Source organism: Streptomyces meridianus (assembly GCF_023703325.1).
Lineage (GTDB): Bacteria > Actinomycetota > Actinomycetes > Streptomycetales > Streptomycetaceae > Streptomyces > Streptomyces meridianus.
Genome location: NZ_JAMQGM010000019.1, coordinates 27,742 through 45,643, shown reverse-complemented (window position 1 = coordinate 45,643; position 17,902 = coordinate 27,742). Strand labels below are relative to the sequence as shown.

Below are 17,902 nucleotides of genomic sequence, written 5' to 3'. Positions count from 1 at the left end.
AGGAAGCCGCGGAGGGGTGATCATGAGAGTCACAGAGCGCACTTCCCATGAGGAGGCACGGGTGGCCGAGACTCTGAAGAAGGGCAGCCGGGTGACCGGCTCCGCGCGCGAAAAGCTCGCGGCTGACCTGAAGAAGAAGTACGACTCCGGTGCGAGCATCCGAGCGCTGGCCGAGGAGACCGGTCGCTCCTACGGATTCGTCCACCGGATGCTGAGCGAGTCCGGCGTGACCCTCCGTGGTCGCGGCGGTGCCACACGGGGCAAGAAGGCCGCCTCGGCCTGACGAGGAGCACGGCCCGGAACTCCGGCAGGTGTGGCAGTGCCCACCCGGTCGATCGTGTGATCGCCCGGGTGGTTACTGTTCAGTCACTTACTCGTGACGCGGCCGATCCGGAGGCACCACATGACCCTGCTCGACAAGGACGGCGTCAGGCTCACCCTCGACGACAGCGCTCACGTCGCGACCGTGACCCTGACCAACCCGGCCAAGCGCAACGCTCAGTCGCCCGCCTTGTGGAGGTCGCTGGTCGAGGCCGGGCGGCTGCTTCCCGGCAGCGTCCGCGTGGCGGTGCTGCGCGGTGAGGGCAAGTCGTTCTCCGCGGGGCTCGACCGGCAGGCGTTCACCCCCGAGGGCTTCGACGGCGAGCCGTCGTTCCTCGACCTGGCGCGCGGCACCGATGCCGACCTGGACGCGGTCATCGCCGAATACCAGGAGGCGTTCACCTGGTGGCGCCGGAACGACCTGATCACCGTGGCCGCCGTTCAGGGGCATGCCGTCGGCGCCGGATTCCAGCTCGCCCTCGCCTGCGACCTGCGGGTGTGCGCCGACGACGCGCAGTTCGCCATGCGCGAGACCAGCCTGGGACTGGTGCCCGACCTGACCGGCACCCACCCGCTCGTCGGCCTGGTCGGCTACGCCCGCGCTCTGGAGATCTGCGCCACCGGACGCTTCGTCCACGCCGACGAGGCCGAGCGCATCGGCCTCGCCAACCTGGTCGTCCCCGCCGCGGACCTCGCCGCCGCCGTGCAGGACCTCGCCGCCGCGCTGCTGGCCGCACCCCGTGACGCAGTGGTCGAGACCAAGGCGCTGCTGCGCGGAGCCCTCGACCGTTCCTACGAGGAGCAGCGGGTGGCCGAACGTGCCGCCCAGGCACGGCGGTTGCGGGATCTGGCCGGCCTCGGCGAATGACACGGCGTGGCGCGGGGGCCCGCGCCGCATCCCTCAGTCGTCCTCGCCCATCGACGTGACGAGAGCGGTGACGGTCACCGGACCGGGAGCGCCCCGGCGGGCCGCCACCGCGACGGCGGCCCGTACCGCACGGGTGACATCCAGCGCGCGGTGGCCGGGGGCCAGTGCCAGCCGCACCTCCACATGCCGTCCCCCCGGGCGATCGTCCACGGTCAGGGCTCGCGCGAACCGGACGCCCTCGACGACGGCGGTCTCCCCGTCCCGCGATGTGCCGGACGCCAGACGCTCGACCCCCGGCACGGTCGCCGCCGCGACGGCCAGCCGGTCCGTGATGTCCGGACCGGGCCGGTCCGGGCGCCCGGCTGCCCCGTGGGGGGCCGGTGCGCCCTCACCGTCGTGGGCTCCGTGGCCGTTGCCTCCCCGGGCGTGCCGGTGCGGGTGCGACGCCAGCGCGGCCTCCTCGGGGCGGGTGTGTCCGTGCCCCGACTCCTCGTGCTCGTCCAGCAGTTCGGTGATGTGCAGATCGACCTCGGCCACCCGCAGGCCCAGCCGGCCGCCGGCCGCGGCGAGCAGCGTCCGGCGGAGCTGTTCGGCGGATTCCGGTAGCGGCCGGGCGGTGGAGGCACCGAACTCGGCAGTGATCACCAATGGGCCCGGCGGCAGCGCACCCAGGGGCGGCGGAACGACGGGCTCCTCGCGCGAACCGGCCTTCGCCAGGCCGAGCCGCATCGCCCCCGGACGCACTCCGGGCACCCGGACGGCGGCATGGGCGAGCACGCGTACCGCTGCCTGTTCGGTGATCCAGGCCCCGTCCGCGGGCGCGCCCAGGGGGAGCAGTCTTCCCGGGCCGAGTTGCTCGCGTACCGCCTGTGCCCATCCGTCGGACGCCACGGATCCACCTCTCTGCCGCGCCGGCGCGTCCGTCCAGCGTGCCGCACCCGGCACCGCCGGGCCGCCACGCCACCCGTACGGCGCGCCCGGGTCCCACTCCTGCCGCATAACCGGAGCGCTCCCGCGGGAACGTGCTTAGGGTGAGAAATCACAGCGGAACGCCGCATCTCACCTCCGGAAGGGACGATGGGCATGAGCGATACGGGAGAACGAGGCCGGCCCGAGACCTCCGGTCCGGAACTCGCCGGAGAGGGCAGGAAGCACCTCGGGCCCCGGCGCACCGGGGACCCGGCAGTGCGGGGCCGCACCACCATCGCCGACGGCGTGGTGGAGAAGATCGCCGGCCTGGCGGCCCGTGATGTGATGGGTGTTCACGCAATGGGCAGCGGGATGGCCCGCACCTTCGGCGCCATGCGGGACCGGGTGCCCGGCGGGCGCTCCGTCGCCCGCGGCGTGAAGGCCGAGGTCGGCGAAGTGCAGACGGCCCTCGACCTGGAGATCGTCGTCGACTACGGCGTCTCGATCCGGGACGTCGCGGGCGCCGTGCGCGAGAATGTGATCTCTGCAGTGGAGCGCATGACCGGACTCGAGGTCGTCGAGGTCAACATCGCGGTGAGCGACGTGAAGCTGCCCGACGAGCCGGACGAGGAAGAGGAACAGCCACGGATCCAGTAGCCGGGGCCCCTGGCCGCCGGCGCAGTCGCTATCGAGGGAGCGCACGATGAGCATGGCCGTGGTCGGTCTGATCGCCGGAATGGCGCTTGGGTTCGCCGGATACTTCGGCGGGTTCGGCGCGTTCCTGCTGGTGGCGGCGCTGGGAGCGGTCGGCTTCGTTGCCGGGCGGTTCCTGGACGGTGACTGGGAGCCCGGGGACTTCTTCCGGCCCCGCGACCGCGGCCGGCGGGGGTGACCGGTGGCCCGCAGCGAGGCCGCCCCTGCCGGTGCGGTGGCCCCGGGCGGCCGGGGCGCGACGCGCATTGCCGACCGCGTCGTTGCGAAGATCGCCTCCCAGGCGGCCCGGGAGGCCCTGAAACCCCTTCAGCCGCCGTGGCTGGCCGAGGATCCGGCGCCCCCGCACGCCACGGTGACCGTCCGGCGGGGACGCGAGGACTCCCGCACCTCCGGCGGGGACGGCGCAGGCCGGGCCCGCCCCGAGCCCCGGCAGGAAGCGCGGGTACGGGTGTCGGTCGAACTCGCCTACCCGTCCGACATCGGCTCGCAATGCCATGCCGTGCGTCGTCATGTCGTTCAGCGGGTAGGCGCGTTGGCAGACATGGACGTGCCCGAGGTCGCCGTGACGGTGGAGCGGCTGCACTCGGTGCACTCCCAGCGCGCGGGCGGCGAGAGGGCGAGATGAGCGAAAGCGAACCCGAGGGGTCGACCCGGAAGCTGCCCACCCTGGACAAGCAGACGCCGCAGGGGATGAGCCAGTCCGCGTCCACCGCGGCCTACACCCCCGGCGGGGACCGCACCGCGGAGGACGGCTCCGGCCGCCCCGCCCGCCGATTCTGGTCCTCGCGCCGGGTGCCGGCCGGGATCGTCGCCCTGGTGTGCGTGGCCGGGACCGGGCTGCTCCTGTACGACGTGGCTGCCGTCCGGGCCGGGCGGCCCGCGATGCTGTGGCGCCGCCGGCTGGCCGACGAACTGGCCACCCGTCCGCTCGACGATCCGTGGATCATCGGGGGCGCGTCGGCGGCCATGGCCGTGGGCATCTGGCTGTTCGTGTTGGCCGTCACCCCGGGGCTGCGTGCGCTGCTCGCCATGCGCCGGCCGGCCGGGGATCCGGCGGGGGTCGATGTCCGTGCCGCTCTCGACCGCGCGGCCGCCGCCCTGGTCCTCCGGGACCGGGCCGTGGACGTGCCCGGCGTGCAGTCGGCGCGGGTGGACGTCGGACGGCGCAAGGTCACCGCGCGGGCGGTCGCCCACTTCCGCGACCTCGACGAGGTGAGGACCGATCTCGACGCCGTCCTGGCCGAGGGAATCACGGAGTTGGGCCTGGCCCGGCAGCCGTCTCTGGCCGTCCACGTCCGGCGTCCGAGGAAGAGGTGAACCGCGTGATCGGCAAGGTCAACCGGGTACTGCTGGGACTGGCCGGGCTCGGCCTGTTCGTCCTGGGCGGTTCCGTGCTCGTCGGAAGCCTCGACCTCGCTGCGCGGTGGGACTTCTCGCTGCCGGGCTGGTGGCCCTTCCGCGGGCCGGACGACGTGCTGCTGGGCGAGGAGGGCCGGACCCGCTTCCGCGACGACGGATGGTGGTGGCCCGTGGTCTTCGCGGTGCTGGGTCTCCTCCTCGCCCTGTTCCTGTGGTGGCTGCTCGCGCAGTTCCGCAGGTACCGGATCGCCGAGATCCTCGTCGAGAGCGGGGACGGCGCGGGCGCCGTGCTGCGCGGGCGCGCGTTGGAGAACGCCATCGCGGCCGAAGCGGACTCGCTCGAGGGCATCTCCCGCACCCAGGTGCGTCTGACCGGCCGGCGCACGCAACCCCGGGCGAGGCTCGCGATGCTGCTCGAGGCACGCGCCCGGCCCGCCCGCTCCCTGGCCCGGGTCAGCGGTGAGGCGCTCCTCCACGCCAGGAAGTCGTCCGGGCTGGACCGGCTCCCCGCCGAGGTCCGTCTTCGTGCCGCCCGGCGCCCGGCCGCGAACGCCCCGCCCGGCGGCCGTCAGAAACTGTTGCGGGACCCGCCGTCCACCGGCAGCATCACGCCGGTGAGGTAGGACGCGGCGGGGGAGAGGAAGAAGGCCGCGGCCTTGCCGAACTCCTCCGGCCGCCCGTAACGGCCGAGCGGGATCTTCGCGCTGTTGCGGGCCCGCGAGGCCTCGGCGTCCCCCGAGAGCGCGTCCAGTTCGCGCACGCGGTCGGTGTCGACCCGCGCCGGAAGCAGGCCGATGACCCGGATACCGCGGGGGCCGAGGTCGACGGACAGCGTCTTCGCGTAGCCCGCGAGGCCCGGGCGCAAGCCGTTGGAGATCGTCAGTCCCTGGATCGGCTCGTGGACGGAACCGGAGAGGACGAACCCGATCACGCCGCCCTCGCCCAGTTCGGCCGCCGCTGCCCGGGCCAGGCGCACCGCGCCGAGGAAGACGGAGTCGAAGGCGGTCTGCCACTGCTCGTCGGTGTTGTCGGTGCCCAGCCCCGGCGGCGGCCCGCCGACGCTGATGAGAATCCCGTCGAAGCGGCCGAAGTGCTCGCGCGCGGTGTCGATGAGCCGCTGCGGGGTGCCGGGGTCGGCGTTGTCCGCAGCGAGGCCGACCGCTCCCGAGCCGATGGACGCGGCGGCCTCGGCCGCCGTCTTCTCGTCGCGGCCGCTGATCACCACCTTGGCGCCGTCGGCGGCCAGTTCACGGGCGGCTGCCAGGCCGAGGCCCCGGCTGGCACCCGTGACGATGTACACACGGTCCTGAAGTCCCAAATCCATGGCGCCTATCCTGCCCTGCCCGCTCCGGACAGGGCGAGGGCGGTGTTGACCAGGCCGACGTGACTGAATGCCTGCGGGAAGTTGCCCAGCTGACGGCCTGCCTCCGGATCCCATTCCTCGGCCAGCAGCCCCACATCGTTCCGGATCGACAGGAGCGCCTCGAACAGTTCCCGGGCCTGCTGTGAGCGCCCGGTCGCGTGCAGCGCGTCGGCCAGCCAGAACGAACAGGCCAGGAAAGCCCCCTCACTTCCGGGCAGCCCGTCCACGGCGCTCTCGCCGATGGTGTAGCGGCGGACGAACCCGCCGTGCTGCAACTCGCGGCGGACGGCGTCGACCGTGCCCACGACGCGCGGGTCGGAGGGCGGCAGGAAGCCCACCTGCGGGATCAGGAGGGTCGCCGCATCCAGTTCGTCCGAGCCGTAGAACTGGGTGAAGGTATTGCGGCCCGCGTCGTATCCGCGGCGGCAGACCTCGTCGTGCACCTCGGCACGCATGGCGCGCCAGCGGCCGGCGTCCCCACCGAGTCCGGGCAGGCCCTCCAGGGTGCGGACGGCCCGGTCGGCCGCCACCCAGGCCATCACCTTGGAATGCACGAAGTGGCGACGGGGGCCGCGCACCTCCCACAGCCCCTCGTCGGGCTCGCGCCACTGCGATTCGAGGAACTCCATCAGGGTGCGCTGCAGGTCCCAGGCGTGCTCCTCGCTCTCCATCCCGCGCAGGCGCGACAGGTGGAGCGAGTCGAGCACCTCGCCGTAGACGTCGAGCTGGAGCTGGTCGACGGCCGCGTTGCCGACCCGCGCCGGGGCGGAGTCCTCGTAGCCGGGCAGCCACGGCACCTCGAACTCGGGCAGGCGGCGTTCACCTGCGATCCCGTACATGATCTGCAGGTCCTTCGGGTCGCCGGCGACCGCGCGCAGCAGCCAGTCCCGCCAGGCGGTGGCCTCCTCCAGGTAGCCGCTGGAGACCAGGGCGTTGAGGGTGAGCGTGGAGTCGCGCAGCCAGGAGAACCGGTAGTCCCAGTTGCGCACCCCGCCGATCTCCTCCGGCAGCGAGGTGGTGGCCGCGGCCACGATGCCGCCGGTCGGCGCGTAGGTGAGTGCCTTGAGAGTGATCAGGGAGCGCATCACGGCGTCCCGCCAAGGCCCCTGGTAGCGGCACTGAGCCGACCACTTCTCCCAGCCCGCGACGCTCTGTTCGAGTGCCTTGAACGGGTCGATGCGTCGCGGCCGCTTCTCGTGCGACGGGTGCCAGGTGAGGACGAAGGCGACCTGTTCGCCCTCGAAGACCGTGAAGTCGGCCCGGGTGCTGTAGTCCTCGCCGCGCAGGGTGACCGGGGGCTCGCTGCGAAACCAGACGGAGTCCGGTCCGGCGATGGCGATGCGGTGCCCGTCAGAGCGGCGCACCCACGGCACGATGTTGCCGTAGTCGAAGCGCAGCCGCAGGTCGCTGCCCATCTCGACCTGGCCGGAGACCCCCTCGACGATCCGGATGAGGTCGGGTGCCCGGTCGCGCTGTGGCATGAAGTCGATGACCTTCACCGTGCCGGTCGGGGTCTCCCAGCGGGTTTCCAGCACGAGGGTGTCGCCGCGGTAGGAGCGGCTGGTACAGGTCTGCGCGGCCACCGGGGCCAGCCGCCACCGTCCGTTGTTCTCGTCACCGAGCAGCGCGGCGAAGCAGGCGCCCGAGTCGAAACGCGGCAGGCAGAGCCAGTCGACCGACCCGTCCCTGCCGACGAGCGCCGCGGTCTGCAAGTCCCCGATGACCGCATAGTCCTCGATACGTCCGGGCACGATGGCCGTCCTTCCCCAGGTTGTCGTCATCACCCCTGCCCCCGGGGTGACCGTCGCATGCCGGGGGAGCCCCTCGGTGTGCGGGGGAGCTGCCCGCCCGACGGGGCCGGGCGAGCCCGGGGCGTCAGGCGGCGACGCCGACGCGTTCGTCGCGGACGGCAGCGCGGCGGTCCTTCAGTTCCCGCCGCACCAGGACGACCCAGCCGACGGGCACCCCGGCGGCGAACAGCCACCACTGCACGGCGTACGCCATGTGGGGGCCGATGCTGCTGTGGTCGGGCTCCGGAAGCAGCTCGGGTCCCTGGCCGGAGGGCTCCGGCGACGTGGCGGTGAGCTGCAGATAGCCGCCGGTCACCGGCCGGCCCAGCCGTTTCGCCTGCTGTCCGCTGTCGATCAGCATGACCTGGCGGGGAGGCAGACCGGTGCGGTCCTTGATGCCGCTGGCGGCGGTGGTCTCGTCGGGCATCAGCCGCCCGGTGACGGTGACCCTCCCCTTGGGCGCGGCGGGGACCTGCGGGAACTCGGTGAGGTCGTCTCCGGACGGGATCCAGCCCCGGTTCACGAGCACGGCCCGGCCGTCCGGCAGGACCAGGGGGGTCAGCACGTGATAGCCGATCTTCTGCCCGTCGGCCGCGGTCCGCTGGCGGACGACCACCTCGTGCCGGGTGTCGTAGGACCCGGTCGCCGTCACGGGCCGGTAGGTCTCGGCCCGGGGCACGGTCCGTCCCGGGGCGGTCAGCTTCTGCACCGGGACCGGGCGGGCGGCCAGGTTGCCGGAGATCAGTTCGTTCTGCGCGACACGGTGCTCGTGGCGGTGCAGCTGCCAGAAGCCCAGCTGGATCATCACGGGGATGAGCACGAGGCCCACAAGGGTGAGGATCACCCACTGCCGGGACAACAGGAAGCGGTACACCCCACGACCGTACAACTCGGTCGTGGGGTGTCCGGAGGGAGGGGGAGCCGGAAGGGGACGCCGGCCCGCGGGCCGGAGGGAGTCAGACGTGGTCGACGACACCCACCTTCCCCTCCTCGCGCGCGCAGTGTGCGCCGCAGAAGAACTGGCCGTCGGCCTGGACACCCTGTCCGATGATGGGGCAGCGGCAGTGCTCGCAGACCGGAGCCATCCGGTGAATGGCGCAGGAGAAGCAGTCGAAGACGTGGACGGCGCCCTGCGCGTGCACCTCGAACGTCATTCCGTAGTCGTTTCCGCAGACTTCGCATCGTGCCATGCGCCACAGAGTGCGCGGCGAGGGCGCCGCCGCCCGGGTGCCGGGCTGGCGCGTCGCCCCGCGTTCACCCGGACGAGGGCGCCGGTGCCACATCCTGGAGCAGTTGCATGAACGCCGCCTCGTCGATCACGGGCGTGCCGAAGGACCTGGCCCTGGCGACCTTCGAGGTCCCGGCGTCCGGATCGTTGGTGACCAGCAGGCTGGTCAGCCGGGACAGGCTCGTCGCGACGTGCAGCCCGGCCTCGACGGCGCGATCCTCCAGCAGTTCCCGGTCCACCGAGGTGTCGCCCGAGAACGCCACCCGCATCCCCTGTGTCAGCCGCTGGCCGGCCGCGTAACGGCCGGGGTTCGGGTAGGGACAGGCCGGACGCTTGCGGCTGGGCCGCCACGTGCCCGAGCGGGGCCCGCGCTGGTGGCCGATGGCAGGGCGGGAGTGCGCCGGGCGGTCGGACCATTCCGTCAGCGGCTGGCAGGACAGCAGCGGCAGCCGGACACCGGAATCCGCGGCGAGACGGAGGCTCGGCCGGAACGCCTCGGCGAGCACCCGGGCGTCGTCCAGGGCGTGGTGGGCGCGGCGGGCGACGACCCCGTAGTGGGCGGCCAGCGACTCCAGCTTGTGGTTGGGCAGCGGCAGCCGGAGCTCCTTGGCGAGGGCGATGGTGCACAGCCGCTGCCGGACGGGGGCGGTACGCCCGGCCCGGGCGTACTCCCGGGCGATCATCGACCAGTCGAACGCCGCGTTGTGGGCCACCAGGACCCGGTTCTCGAGGCGTTCGGCGAAGTCGCCGGCGATCTCCGGGAAGAGCGGGGCACCGTCCAGCACCTCGGACGTGAGCCCGTGGATCCAGACCGGTCCGGGGTCTCGCTCCGGGTTGACCTCGGTGTACCAGTGGTCTTCCACCTCGCCCCGGGCGTCGAGCCGGTAGACCGCCGCCGACACGATGCGGTCGTCGCGGGCGAGGCCGGTGGTCTCCACGTCGACGACCGCGTAACTCCGCGGATACTCGGCCGGCCACGGTGAGCCCGCGGAATCCGGGTACTCCGTGGAGAGGGTCGGTGCGGTCGCCGCGTCGTCTTCGAGCATGGTCATGGAAGATACCGGGCGGCTCCGACAGCCCGTGCAGCCCCGTATCGTCCCGTCGGCTGCGCAGAGTTGACGGCACAATAGGTCGATTGTTCCGCTTTGTTGATCTGTACCCGGATTCAAGGGCGGCGGCACCCGTCAAGATGACGCTCCGTCAAGTCAAGTCCGTGGCAGCGAGTGATCGGCCTTTGTCGAACCTTGCCAATACCGATCGGTAACAACCTCTGGTGCCGGCGCCGGGCCGCCCCTAAGGTGCGGACATGCCGCACCTTCCCGATGCAGTGCTGTGGTCCATACCCGCGTTCATCCTGCTCACCGTCCTGGAGATGGTGAGCTACCGCCTCCGTCCCGACGACGACGCCGCGGGTTACGAGTCCAAGGACGCCGCGACGAGCATCGGCATGGGCCTGGGCAGCCTCGTCTTCGACGCGCTGTGGAAGATCCCGATCGTCGCCATCTACGCCACGGTCTACGAACTCACCCCGCTCCGGGTGTCCGTGCTGTGGTGGACGCTGCCGCTCATGCTGCTCCTCCAGGACTTCCTCTACTACTGGTCCCACCGCAGCCACCACGTGATCCGCATCCTGTGGGCCTGCCACGTGGTGCACCACTCCAGCCGCAAGTTCAACCTCACCACCGCGCTGCGCCAGCCGTGGACGACCTGGACCGTCTGGCCGTTCTACGTGCCGATGATCGCGCTCGGTGTGCACCCCGCGGTGCTCGCGTTCTGCGCCGGGGTCAACCTCGTCTACCAGTTCTGGATCCATACCGAGCGGATCGACAAGCTGCCCCGGCCGGTCGAGTTCGTCCTCAACACCCCCTCCCACCACCGGGTCCACCACGCCTCCCAGGGGGACTACCTGGACCGCAACTACGCGGGGATGCTGATCGTCTGGGACCGGATGTTCGGCACCTTCACCCCGGAGACCGAGCGGCCGGTCTACGGGCTCACCAAGAACATCTCGACCCACAACCCGCTGCGGGTCGCCACGCACGAGTACCTGGCCATCGCCCGCGACCTCAGGTCCGCGGCGAACTGGCGCGAGCGGTTCGGCCGGCTGTTGAGGGGCCCGGGCTGGAACCCCGCACCGGCGCCGTCCGCCCCCGAGCCCCCGCAGGTCGGGAGCATGGGCGGCCCCGCCGTACCGTAGAGCGCTGCACACAACGTCCACGCGCAGGGAACCGGACCCCTGCGCCAGCGCCAGAGGAACGCCGCCCATGCGAGCCACCGTCATCCACGCCCCCCACGACATCCGGGTGGAGGAGGTGCCCGATCCCGTGGTCCAAAGGCCCGGTGACGCGATCGTCCGGGTCGTCCTGGCCTGCATATGCGGCAGCGACCTGTGGGCCTACCGGGGGGAGGCGGCCCGGAAGCCGGGGCAGCGGATCGGCCACGAGTTCCTCGGCGTCGTCGAGGAGACCGGACCGGAGGTGACCGAGGTCAGACGGGGCGATCTCGTGGTCGCCCCCTTCATGTGGTCCGACGGCGTCTGCGACTTCTGCACCGAGGGTCTGACCACCTCCTGCGAGCACGGCGGTTTCTGGGGCTCGGTGGGCCACGACGGCGGCCAGGGCGAGGCGGTCCGCGTCCCGCACGCGAACGGCACCCTCGTCCGCCTGCCCGCCGAGGCGGCGTCGGACGACCGGCTGCTGACCGCCCTGCTCACCCTCTCGGACGTGATGGGCACGGGGCACCACGCCGCTCTGGGGGCCGGAGTCCGGCCCGGGAGCACGGTCGCGGTGGTCGGCGACGGCGCGGTCGGGCTGTGCGGCGTTCTCGCCGCGCGGCGCCTCGGAGCGGAACGGATCATCGCGCTGGGACGGCACGAGACCCGCACCGCTCTCGCGCGCAGGTTCGGCGCCACCGACGTCGTCGCAGAGCGCGGGCAGGCCGCGGTGGAAACCGTGCGCGCGCTGACCCGGGGCCAGGGAGCCCACGCCGTGATCGAGGCGGTCGGCACCGAGCAGTCCATGCGCACCGCGGTCGGGATCACCCGGGACGGAGGCTCCATCGGCTTCGTGGGTGTTCCGCACGGCAGCGGCAGCGGCCTCGACCTGAGCGAGATGTTCGACCGCAACATCGCGGTCCGCGGTGGGGTGGCCCCGGTGCGCGCCTACATCCCGGAGCTGTTGCCCGAGGTCCTGGACGGCACGCTCGACCCGTCGCCGGTGTTCGACCTGGCGGTGGACCTCGACGGTGTTCCGGGCGGCTACAAGGCGATGGACGAGCGGGCGGCCCTCAAGGTCCTCATGCGGAACTGACGTGCGGCCGGGGGCCGGCGGCACACTCGCCGCCGGCCCCCGGCCCTCGTTCCTGTGCGGGGGACACCCGATGGGTGTCCCCCGTGCCGTGTCAGCGCCGGACGGCGTCCAGCGCGTCCGCGATCCCGGCTCCGTAGAAGCCGTTCTGCCGCGCGTTGCCCTCGCAGACGGCGTCGGCCTCGCCGTCACCGTCGATGTCGTACGGCTCCGGGCAGGCCACGTCGTCGGCCTCGACCTTCAGCAGCGCCTTCACCGCGGCCGGGGAGGCCTTCGGGTAGGTGCTCATGATGAGCGCCGCCACACCGGCCACGTGCGGCGAGGCCATCGACGTGCCGGCCGCGTAGCCGTAGCCGCCGCCCGGCAGCGTGCCGAGGATCCGGCCGTCCACGGCCGGCGGCTCCGGCGCCTGGTAGCGGGTGGCGTCGCCGCCCGGGGCCGCGATGTCGATGACACCGAGACCGTAGTTGGAGAACGACGACTTGAGCCCCTTGGCGCCGGTCGCCGCGACCGTCACCACGCCCGGGATCTGGGTCGGGATGTCGAGGCAGGTGCTCGGGTCGATCTCGCGGTCGGTCGGAGTGGAGTCGTTCGGGCTCGAACCGTCCTGGATGGAGTCCGAGGCCAGGTCGAAGTTGGAGTTCCCGGCCGCGGCGACGTTGACCGCGCCCTTCTTCTCCGCGTACCGCGTCGCCCGCCCGATGGCGTCGACCAGGGCCCCCTGGTCCGGGTCGTCCTTGCAGTTGAACATCCACGGGTCGACGTAGTAGCTGTTGTTCGTCACGTCCACGCCGTGCTCGGCCGCCCACACGAAGCCGCAGACGACGGCCTCGGTGAAGAAGTACCCGGCCTCGGTGGCCACCTTGATGCCCGAGACCTTGACGCCCGGGGCGACGCCGGTCATGCCGATCCCGTTCTTGGCCGCGGCGATCTCACCGGCGACGTGCGTGCCGTGCGGGCTCTCCTGCGGACCCGGGCGCCAGGCCCCGTCGGCCGTGTTCGGCTTGCCGCTGACGCAGTTGACCGACGCGTTGCGGTCGAAGTTGGGGGCGAGGTCGGGGTGGGTGTCGTCCACACCCGTGTCGATGACCGCGACAGTCACCTTGCTGCTGCCCAGGGTCTTCTCGTGCGCCTTGTCGGCCTTGATGGCCGGCAGGTCCCACTGCAGCGGCTCCAGCGGGTCCTGGCCGGATTCGGCCCGGGCCTCGGCGGCCTTCGCCTGGCGGGACGACAGCGCCACCGGCTTGTCCGCGTCGGTGGTGGACTGGGCGGGCAGCGGGGTGGTCCGGGTCGCGCCCGCGGACTCGACACCGCGCACCTTGCGCATCTTCTCGGCGAAGTCCGGGGCATCCGAATGCGCGACGATCACGCCGATCCGGTCGTAGGACTGGAAGACGGTCCCGCCCGCCTCGACTATCTCCTTCTTGACGTGCTGCGAAGTGCCCTGATTCTGCTTGATGTTGACGACGAAGCTCATCTGCCCGCCGTCTGCGAGCCCGGCCGCCGGGGCGCTGTCCACCGGACCGAGGGCGTCACGTGAGGTGGCGGAGGCCGTGGCCGGAAGGAAGGCCAACGCGGTGGCCATCGCCATGCCCACCGGGATGACGACGGCGCGACGCGTGCGCGCAGAGCGCAATGTCATGGGGTCTCCAGTTCATCCGTATCCGCATGCGGACCGTCGCGGCCGATATGCGGATGGTCCTGGCGGAGGAAGCTAGCCGGGCCCGGAGCAGACGAACAAGAGCCGGGATGGTGACGTTTGGACAACGAAGGGACGGGCCCGACCCGTTCCTCCCGGTCGGGCCCGTTTTTCCTGCAGGGCGTCAGCGCGTGACGGCGTCCAGGGCGTCGACGACGCCGGCTCCGTAGAAGCTGTTCAGACGCCGGGTGCCGGTGCAGACGGCGTCTCTCTCGCCGTCCCCGTCGGGGTCGTAACGGCCGCTCGGGCAACCCGGGTTGTCCGCCTGGGCGGTGAGCATGCGCCGGACCTCCTCGGGTCCCGCGTCCGGGTGCCGGCTCTTCACCAGGGCGGCGACGCCGGCCACGTGCGGCCCGGCCATCGACGTGCCCTGCAGGTAGGCGTAGTCCCCGCCCGGCATGGTGGACAGGATCCGGCCGTCCTCGGCCGGCTTCCTGGGCGACTGGTACTTGTCCCCGCCCGGAGCCGCCACGTCGATCTGCCCCAACCCGTAGTTGGAGTAGTAGGACTTCAGCCCCTGGGCACCGGTCGCCCCGACCGTTACCACACCCGGAAGCTGAGCCGGCACGTCCGGACACGAGTCCGGATCGATCTCGCGGTCGGCAGGCGTGGAATCGTTCGGACTGGAGTCGTCGTCGAGCGAGTCCGCAGCCAGGTCGGCGTTCGAGTTCCCGGCTGACGCCACGTTGAGGACGCCCCTGCCCTCGGCGTAGCGCGCGGCGCGGCCGACCGCCTCGGCGATGGCCCGCTGGTCCGGGTGGTCCTCGCAGTTGAACAGCCACGGGTCCACGTAGTAGCTGTTGTTGGTGATCTCCACGTCGTGTTCGGCGGCGAACATGAACGCGCAGACGACCGACTCCGCGTAGAACAGGCTCGTCTCCGCCTCGCTGACCTTGATGGACGAGACCTTGACGCCCGGCGCGACGCCGGCGACGCCGACGCCGTTGCGCGCGGCGGCGATCTCACCGGCCACATGGGTGCCGTGGTAGTCCTCGTCGGCGTCGTACGGCCGCCAGGCGCCCGCCTTCGTGTCGGCCGTTCCGCCCACGCAGTTGGCGGACTGGGCGGCCGAGAAGTTGGGGGCGAGGTCGGGGTGGGTGTCATCGACTCCCGTGTCGATGACGGCCACGGTGACGTCCCTGCTGCCCGGGTCGATCCGTGCCGCCCGGTCCGCCTTCACGGCGGCGAGGTCCCACTGGAGCTCCTCCATGGGTTCCTTGCCGGCGGCCCTGGCCGCGCGCACGGCGGCTCCGCTGCGCCGTTCCTCGACCTTCTCCGGCCGGCCCACCTGGAGTGAGGAGGCCGAGCGGAGCGGGGCGGTGCGCGTCGCGCCCGCGGACTGCACGCCTTCGACGGCGCGCATCGTCCGGGCGAACCCGGGGGTCGCAGCATGGGCAACGACCACTCCGATGCGCCGGTGTGAGGCGACCACGGTGCCGCCCGCCCGGACGACCGCCTTCTTCACCCGGTTCACCGCGGCGCGGCTCGGGGTGGTGTTGACGACGTACGACAGCTGTGGGCCGGCGGCCGCGACCGGGGTGGCCCTTTCCTGTTTTTCGAGGGGGCCGGCGGTGGCCACGCCCGGCAGGAAGCCGAGGGCGGCGGTCAGTACGAGTCCCACCGGCAGCGAGAGTGCGCGGCGGTGTCCGGACCGGGGATCAGCCATGGGTTCTCCACATCCTCCGAGGTGCCGTCCGCGCGCAGGCCGCGCGCACACGGATGCGTGGCGACGGGAAACAAGGTTCAAATGCTGATCTTATTATTCAAATCCGACCCAGCGTCCGAATCGTCGCGGGTGTATGGGCCGGATGGCCGAACGGGAGGCGGAGCAGCACCCGTCGACGGGGCGTCAGGCCCTTGCCCGCCCGCCGTCCGTCCGACGGGTGCGGCGCAGGGCTTCGACGCTCAGCGGCTGCAGGGACACCTCCGGCCCGAACCAGCGGCCGGGCCGCGGGGGTACCGGCGCCCGGACGGCAGGCGCCGCGTCGACCGGTGCGGCCAGAGCCACCAGGCCGTACGGGCGTCGTGCGGGCCGTGGGGCGGGGGAAGTCGGCGGCGTGCTCACATGTCGGTCAACGATCGGACACGCGCCCGGTGTCGCCGCAGCTCGAACGTTTGCGGATTGGGTTCACCCGCCCCCTGTCGGGGTCACCCGCCCCGGCCCTACGATGCCGAATCCAGGCCCGGGAGTGACGCAGCTCACGGGCTCCGACAGTCGTAGCCACAGACGCAACCCCCACAGGAGAGACCGTGGACACCGCACCAGCCCCGCCCGAGGGGACATCAGGCCGGGAATCACTCAGCGCGGTCCAGGCGAGCAGCGAATTCGGCGAACTGCGCAAGGCACACCGTTCCTTCGCCTTCCCGCTGACGGTCGGATTCGTCGCCTGGTACCTGATGTACGTACTGCTGTCCAACTACGCGGGCGGCCTGATGGGGACGAAGCTCGTCGGCAACATCAACGTCGCCCTGGTCCTCGGTCTGGCGCAGTTCGCCACCACCTTCCTCATCGCCTGGTGGTACTCCCGCCACGCCGCCGCCGAACTCGACCCGCGCGCCGAGGCCATCAAGACCCGCCTGGAGGGCGACGCATGACCACGTTCCAGCTCGCAGCTTCCGGCTCGGGTGAGCACCGCGTTCTGACCATCTCGCTGTTCGTGGCCTTCGTCCTCGCCACCCTCGCCATCACCGTCTGGGCCGGACGCCAGTCCAAGGGCACCGAGGACTTCTACGCCGCGGGACGCCAGTTCAGCGGCTTCCAGAACGGCCTGGCGATCTCCGGGGACTACATGTCCGCGGCCTCGTTCCTCGGCATCGCCGGCGCCATCGCGCTGTACGGCTACGACGGCTTCCTCTACTCCATCGGCTTCCTCGTCGCCTGGCTGGTCGCCCTGCTGCTCGTCGCCGAGCCGCTGCGCAACTCCGGCCGGTTCACCATGGGCGACGTGCTCGCCTACCGGATGCGCCAGCGCCCGGTCCGCACCGCGGCCGGCACCTCCACCATCGTGGTCTCGATCTTCTACCTGCTGGCGCAGATGGCGGGCGCCGGGGCGCTCGTCACCCTGCTCCTGGGCATCACCGGTGAGGTCGGGAACATTCTCGTCGTGATCCTCGTGGGCGTCGTGATGATCCTCTACGTCTCCATCGGCGGCATGAAGGGCACCACCTGGGTCCAGATGGTCAAGGCGGTGCTGCTCATCGCGGGCACGCTGCTGATCACCGTGCTGGTCATGCTCAAGTTCGGCTTCAACGTCTCGGAGCTGCTCGGCGCCGCAGCCGAGAACAGCGGCAAGGGCTCGGCCTTCCTGGAGCCCGGCCTCAAGTACGGCGTCACCGCGATGTCGAAGCTGGACTTCATCTCGCTGGGCGTCGCCCTCGTACTGGGCACCGCCGGTCTGCCGCACATCCTGATCCGCTTCTACACCGTTCCCACCGCCAAGGCCGCACGCAAGTCGGTGAACTGGGCCATCGGGATCATCGGCGGCTTCTACCTGATGACCATCGCGCTGGGTTTCGGCGCCGCGGCCCTGATCAAGCCCGACACCATCATCGAGTCCAACCCGGCGGGCAACACGGCAGCACCGCTGCTCGCCCAGGAGATCGGCGGCGGCGCGGGCTCCGCGGGCGGCGCGGTCCTGCTCGCCGTCATCTCCGCGGTCGCCTTCGCCACGATCCTCGCCGTGGTCGCGGGCCTCACCCTGGCCTCCTCGTCCTCCTTCGCGCACGACCTGTACGTGAACGTCATCCGCAAGGGGCAGGCGACCGAAAAGGAGGAGGTCGCGGCGGCCCGCTGGGCCACCGTCGGCATCGGCGCGGTCGCCATCGCCCTCGGCGTCTTCGCCCGTGGCCTCAACGTCGCCGGCCTGGTCGCCCTGGCCTTCGCCGTGGCGGCCTCGGCCAACCTCCCGACGATCCTCTACAGCCTCTTCTGGAAGCGCTTCACCACCCAGGGCGCGCTGTGGTCGATCTACGGCGGTCTGTTCTCGTCGGTGATCCTGGTGCTGTTCTCGCCGGTGGTCTCCGGAGCTCCGACGTCGATGTTCCCGTCGGTGGACTTCCACTGGTTCCCCCTGAACAACCCGGGTCTGATCTCCATCCCGCTGGGCTTCCTGCTCGGCTGGCTGGGCTCGGTCGTGGGCAAGGAGGAACCGGACACCGAGAAGTACGCGGAGCTCGAGGTCCGCTCCCTCACCGGAGCCGGATCGGCCTGACCGGCGAGCTCCCGTCACCCGCGTGAACGACGGACCCGGGTCCCGGCACGGTCGGGACCCGGGTCCGTCGCGTAGGCTGCGAGAGCGGGGCCAGTGGCTTCGGCCGCCGGACCGACGGCACATCGTGGGAGGGGT

At 71.8% G+C, this 17,902-nt stretch carries 19 protein-coding genes; 11 read left to right on the top strand and 8 right to left on the bottom strand.

All coding sequences use genetic code 11. The features are described from left to right. Window positions 1-61: 61 nt before the first annotated feature. Window positions 62-283, top strand: a complete 222-nt coding sequence (locus M1E25_RS09155; RefSeq protein ID WP_030544574.1) for a helix-turn-helix domain-containing protein — start codon at window positions 62-64, stop codon at window positions 281-283. Between the two features lie 120 nt (window positions 284-403). Then, a complete protein-coding gene (locus M1E25_RS09150) occupies window positions 404-1,189 on the top strand; it encodes an enoyl-CoA hydratase/isomerase family protein (RefSeq protein WP_251412431.1) in 786 nt (261 codons plus the stop codon). Between the two features lie 33 nt (window positions 1,190-1,222). Here M1E25_RS09150 and M1E25_RS09145 read toward each other — a convergent pair whose 3' ends face one another. Beyond that, window positions 1,223-2,080: a hypothetical protein gene (locus M1E25_RS09145; RefSeq protein WP_251412430.1), complete on the bottom strand. Its 858-nt coding sequence runs from the start codon at window positions 2,078-2,080 to the stop codon at window positions 1,223-1,225. Window positions 2,081-2,272: 192 nt separating this feature from the next. Here M1E25_RS09145 and M1E25_RS09140 point away from each other — a divergent pair, with 192 nt between their 5' ends. From M1E25_RS09140 to amaP, 5 genes are read left to right on the top strand one after another with little or no spacing between them, the layout of a single operon-like run. Next, on the top strand, window positions 2,273-2,755 hold the full coding sequence (locus M1E25_RS09140; protein WP_251412428.1) for an Asp23/Gls24 family envelope stress response protein: 483 nt from the start codon (window positions 2,273-2,275) through the stop codon (window positions 2,753-2,755). A 46-nt stretch (window positions 2,756-2,801) separates the two neighbouring features. Beyond that, a complete protein-coding gene (locus M1E25_RS09135; RefSeq protein ID WP_251412427.1) occupies window positions 2,802-2,990 on the top strand; it encodes a hypothetical protein in 189 nt (62 codons plus the stop codon). Between the two features lie 3 nt (window positions 2,991-2,993). Beyond that, window positions 2,994-3,437, top strand: a complete 444-nt coding sequence (locus M1E25_RS09130) for an Asp23/Gls24 family envelope stress response protein (RefSeq protein ID WP_251412424.1) — start codon at window positions 2,994-2,996, stop codon at window positions 3,435-3,437. Then, window positions 3,434-4,129 (top strand): DUF6286 domain-containing protein, encoded by a 696-nt coding sequence (locus M1E25_RS09125; RefSeq protein WP_251412421.1) that lies wholly within the window; start codon window positions 3,434-3,436, stop codon window positions 4,127-4,129. Before M1E25_RS09130 ends, M1E25_RS09125 begins: the two co-directional genes overlap by 4 nt. After that, window positions 4,126-4,794, top strand: coding sequence for an alkaline shock response membrane anchor protein AmaP (gene amaP / locus M1E25_RS09120; RefSeq protein ID WP_251412419.1), 669 nt, complete (start codon window positions 4,126-4,128; stop codon window positions 4,792-4,794). The genes M1E25_RS09125 and amaP overlap by 4 nt, the downstream gene beginning before the upstream one ends. On the opposite strand, the gene M1E25_RS09115 is transcribed toward amaP, so the two are convergent. From M1E25_RS09115 to M1E25_RS09095, 5 genes are all read right to left on the bottom strand, one after another. After that, entirely contained in the window at window positions 4,740-5,495 is a 756-nt protein-coding gene (locus M1E25_RS09115) for an SDR family oxidoreductase (RefSeq protein WP_251412418.1), read from the bottom strand. The two genes, amaP and M1E25_RS09115, sit on opposite strands and share 55 nt — an antisense overlap. Window positions 5,496-5,500: 5 nt before the next feature. Then, entirely contained in the window at window positions 5,501-7,285 is a 1,785-nt protein-coding gene (locus M1E25_RS09110; RefSeq protein WP_251412416.1) for a glycoside hydrolase family 15 protein, read from the bottom strand. A gap of 124 nt (window positions 7,286-7,409) precedes the next feature. Continuing rightward, window positions 7,410-8,198: an SURF1 family cytochrome oxidase biogenesis protein gene (locus M1E25_RS09105; RefSeq protein WP_251412415.1), complete on the bottom strand. Its 789-nt coding sequence runs from the start codon at window positions 8,196-8,198 to the stop codon at window positions 7,410-7,412. Between the two features lie 82 nt (window positions 8,199-8,280). Continuing rightward, window positions 8,281-8,514, bottom strand: coding sequence for a metallothionein (locus tag M1E25_RS09100; protein WP_251412413.1), 234 nt, complete (start codon window positions 8,512-8,514; stop codon window positions 8,281-8,283). Window positions 8,515-8,578: 64 nt separating this feature from the next. Then, complete coding sequence (locus M1E25_RS09095; protein WP_372500548.1) at window positions 8,579-9,598, bottom strand: DEDDh family exonuclease; 1,020 nt, start codon at window positions 9,596-9,598, stop codon at window positions 8,579-8,581. Between the two features lie 260 nt (window positions 9,599-9,858). Here M1E25_RS09095 and M1E25_RS09090 point away from each other — a divergent pair, with 260 nt between their 5' ends. Continuing rightward, window positions 9,859-10,749, top strand: a complete 891-nt coding sequence (locus tag M1E25_RS09090; protein WP_251412408.1) for a sterol desaturase family protein — start codon at window positions 9,859-9,861, stop codon at window positions 10,747-10,749. A 67-nt stretch (window positions 10,750-10,816) separates the two neighbouring features. After that, window positions 10,817-11,860, top strand: coding sequence for a zinc-dependent alcohol dehydrogenase family protein (locus M1E25_RS09085; protein ID WP_251412406.1), 1,044 nt, complete (start codon window positions 10,817-10,819; stop codon window positions 11,858-11,860). A gap of 91 nt (window positions 11,861-11,951) precedes the next feature. Here M1E25_RS09085 and M1E25_RS09080 read toward each other — a convergent pair whose 3' ends face one another. Together M1E25_RS09080 and M1E25_RS09075 are read right to left on the bottom strand one after the other, a co-directional pair. Beyond that, window positions 11,952-13,499, bottom strand: coding sequence for a S8 family peptidase (locus tag M1E25_RS09080; RefSeq protein ID WP_251412404.1), 1,548 nt, complete (start codon window positions 13,497-13,499; stop codon window positions 11,952-11,954). A 181-nt stretch (window positions 13,500-13,680) separates the two neighbouring features. Then, window positions 13,681-15,222, bottom strand: coding sequence for a S8 family peptidase (locus tag M1E25_RS09075; RefSeq protein ID WP_251412402.1), 1,542 nt, complete (start codon window positions 15,220-15,222; stop codon window positions 13,681-13,683). A gap of 584 nt (window positions 15,223-15,806) precedes the next feature. On the opposite strand from M1E25_RS09075, the gene M1E25_RS09070 reads away from it, so the two are divergent. Both M1E25_RS09070 and M1E25_RS09065 read left to right on the top strand, forming a co-directional pair. Further along, on the top strand, window positions 15,807-16,151 hold the full coding sequence (locus tag M1E25_RS09070) for a DUF485 domain-containing protein (protein WP_251412400.1): 345 nt from the start codon (window positions 15,807-15,809) through the stop codon (window positions 16,149-16,151). Further along, window positions 16,148-17,767 carry a monocarboxylic acid transporter gene (locus M1E25_RS09065; protein WP_251412398.1) on the top strand — a complete coding sequence of 540 codons (1,620 nt, stop codon included), beginning with the start codon at window positions 16,148-16,150 and terminating at the stop codon, window positions 17,765-17,767. The genes M1E25_RS09070 and M1E25_RS09065 overlap by 4 nt, the downstream gene beginning before the upstream one ends. Window positions 17,768-17,902 lie beyond the last annotated feature (135 nt).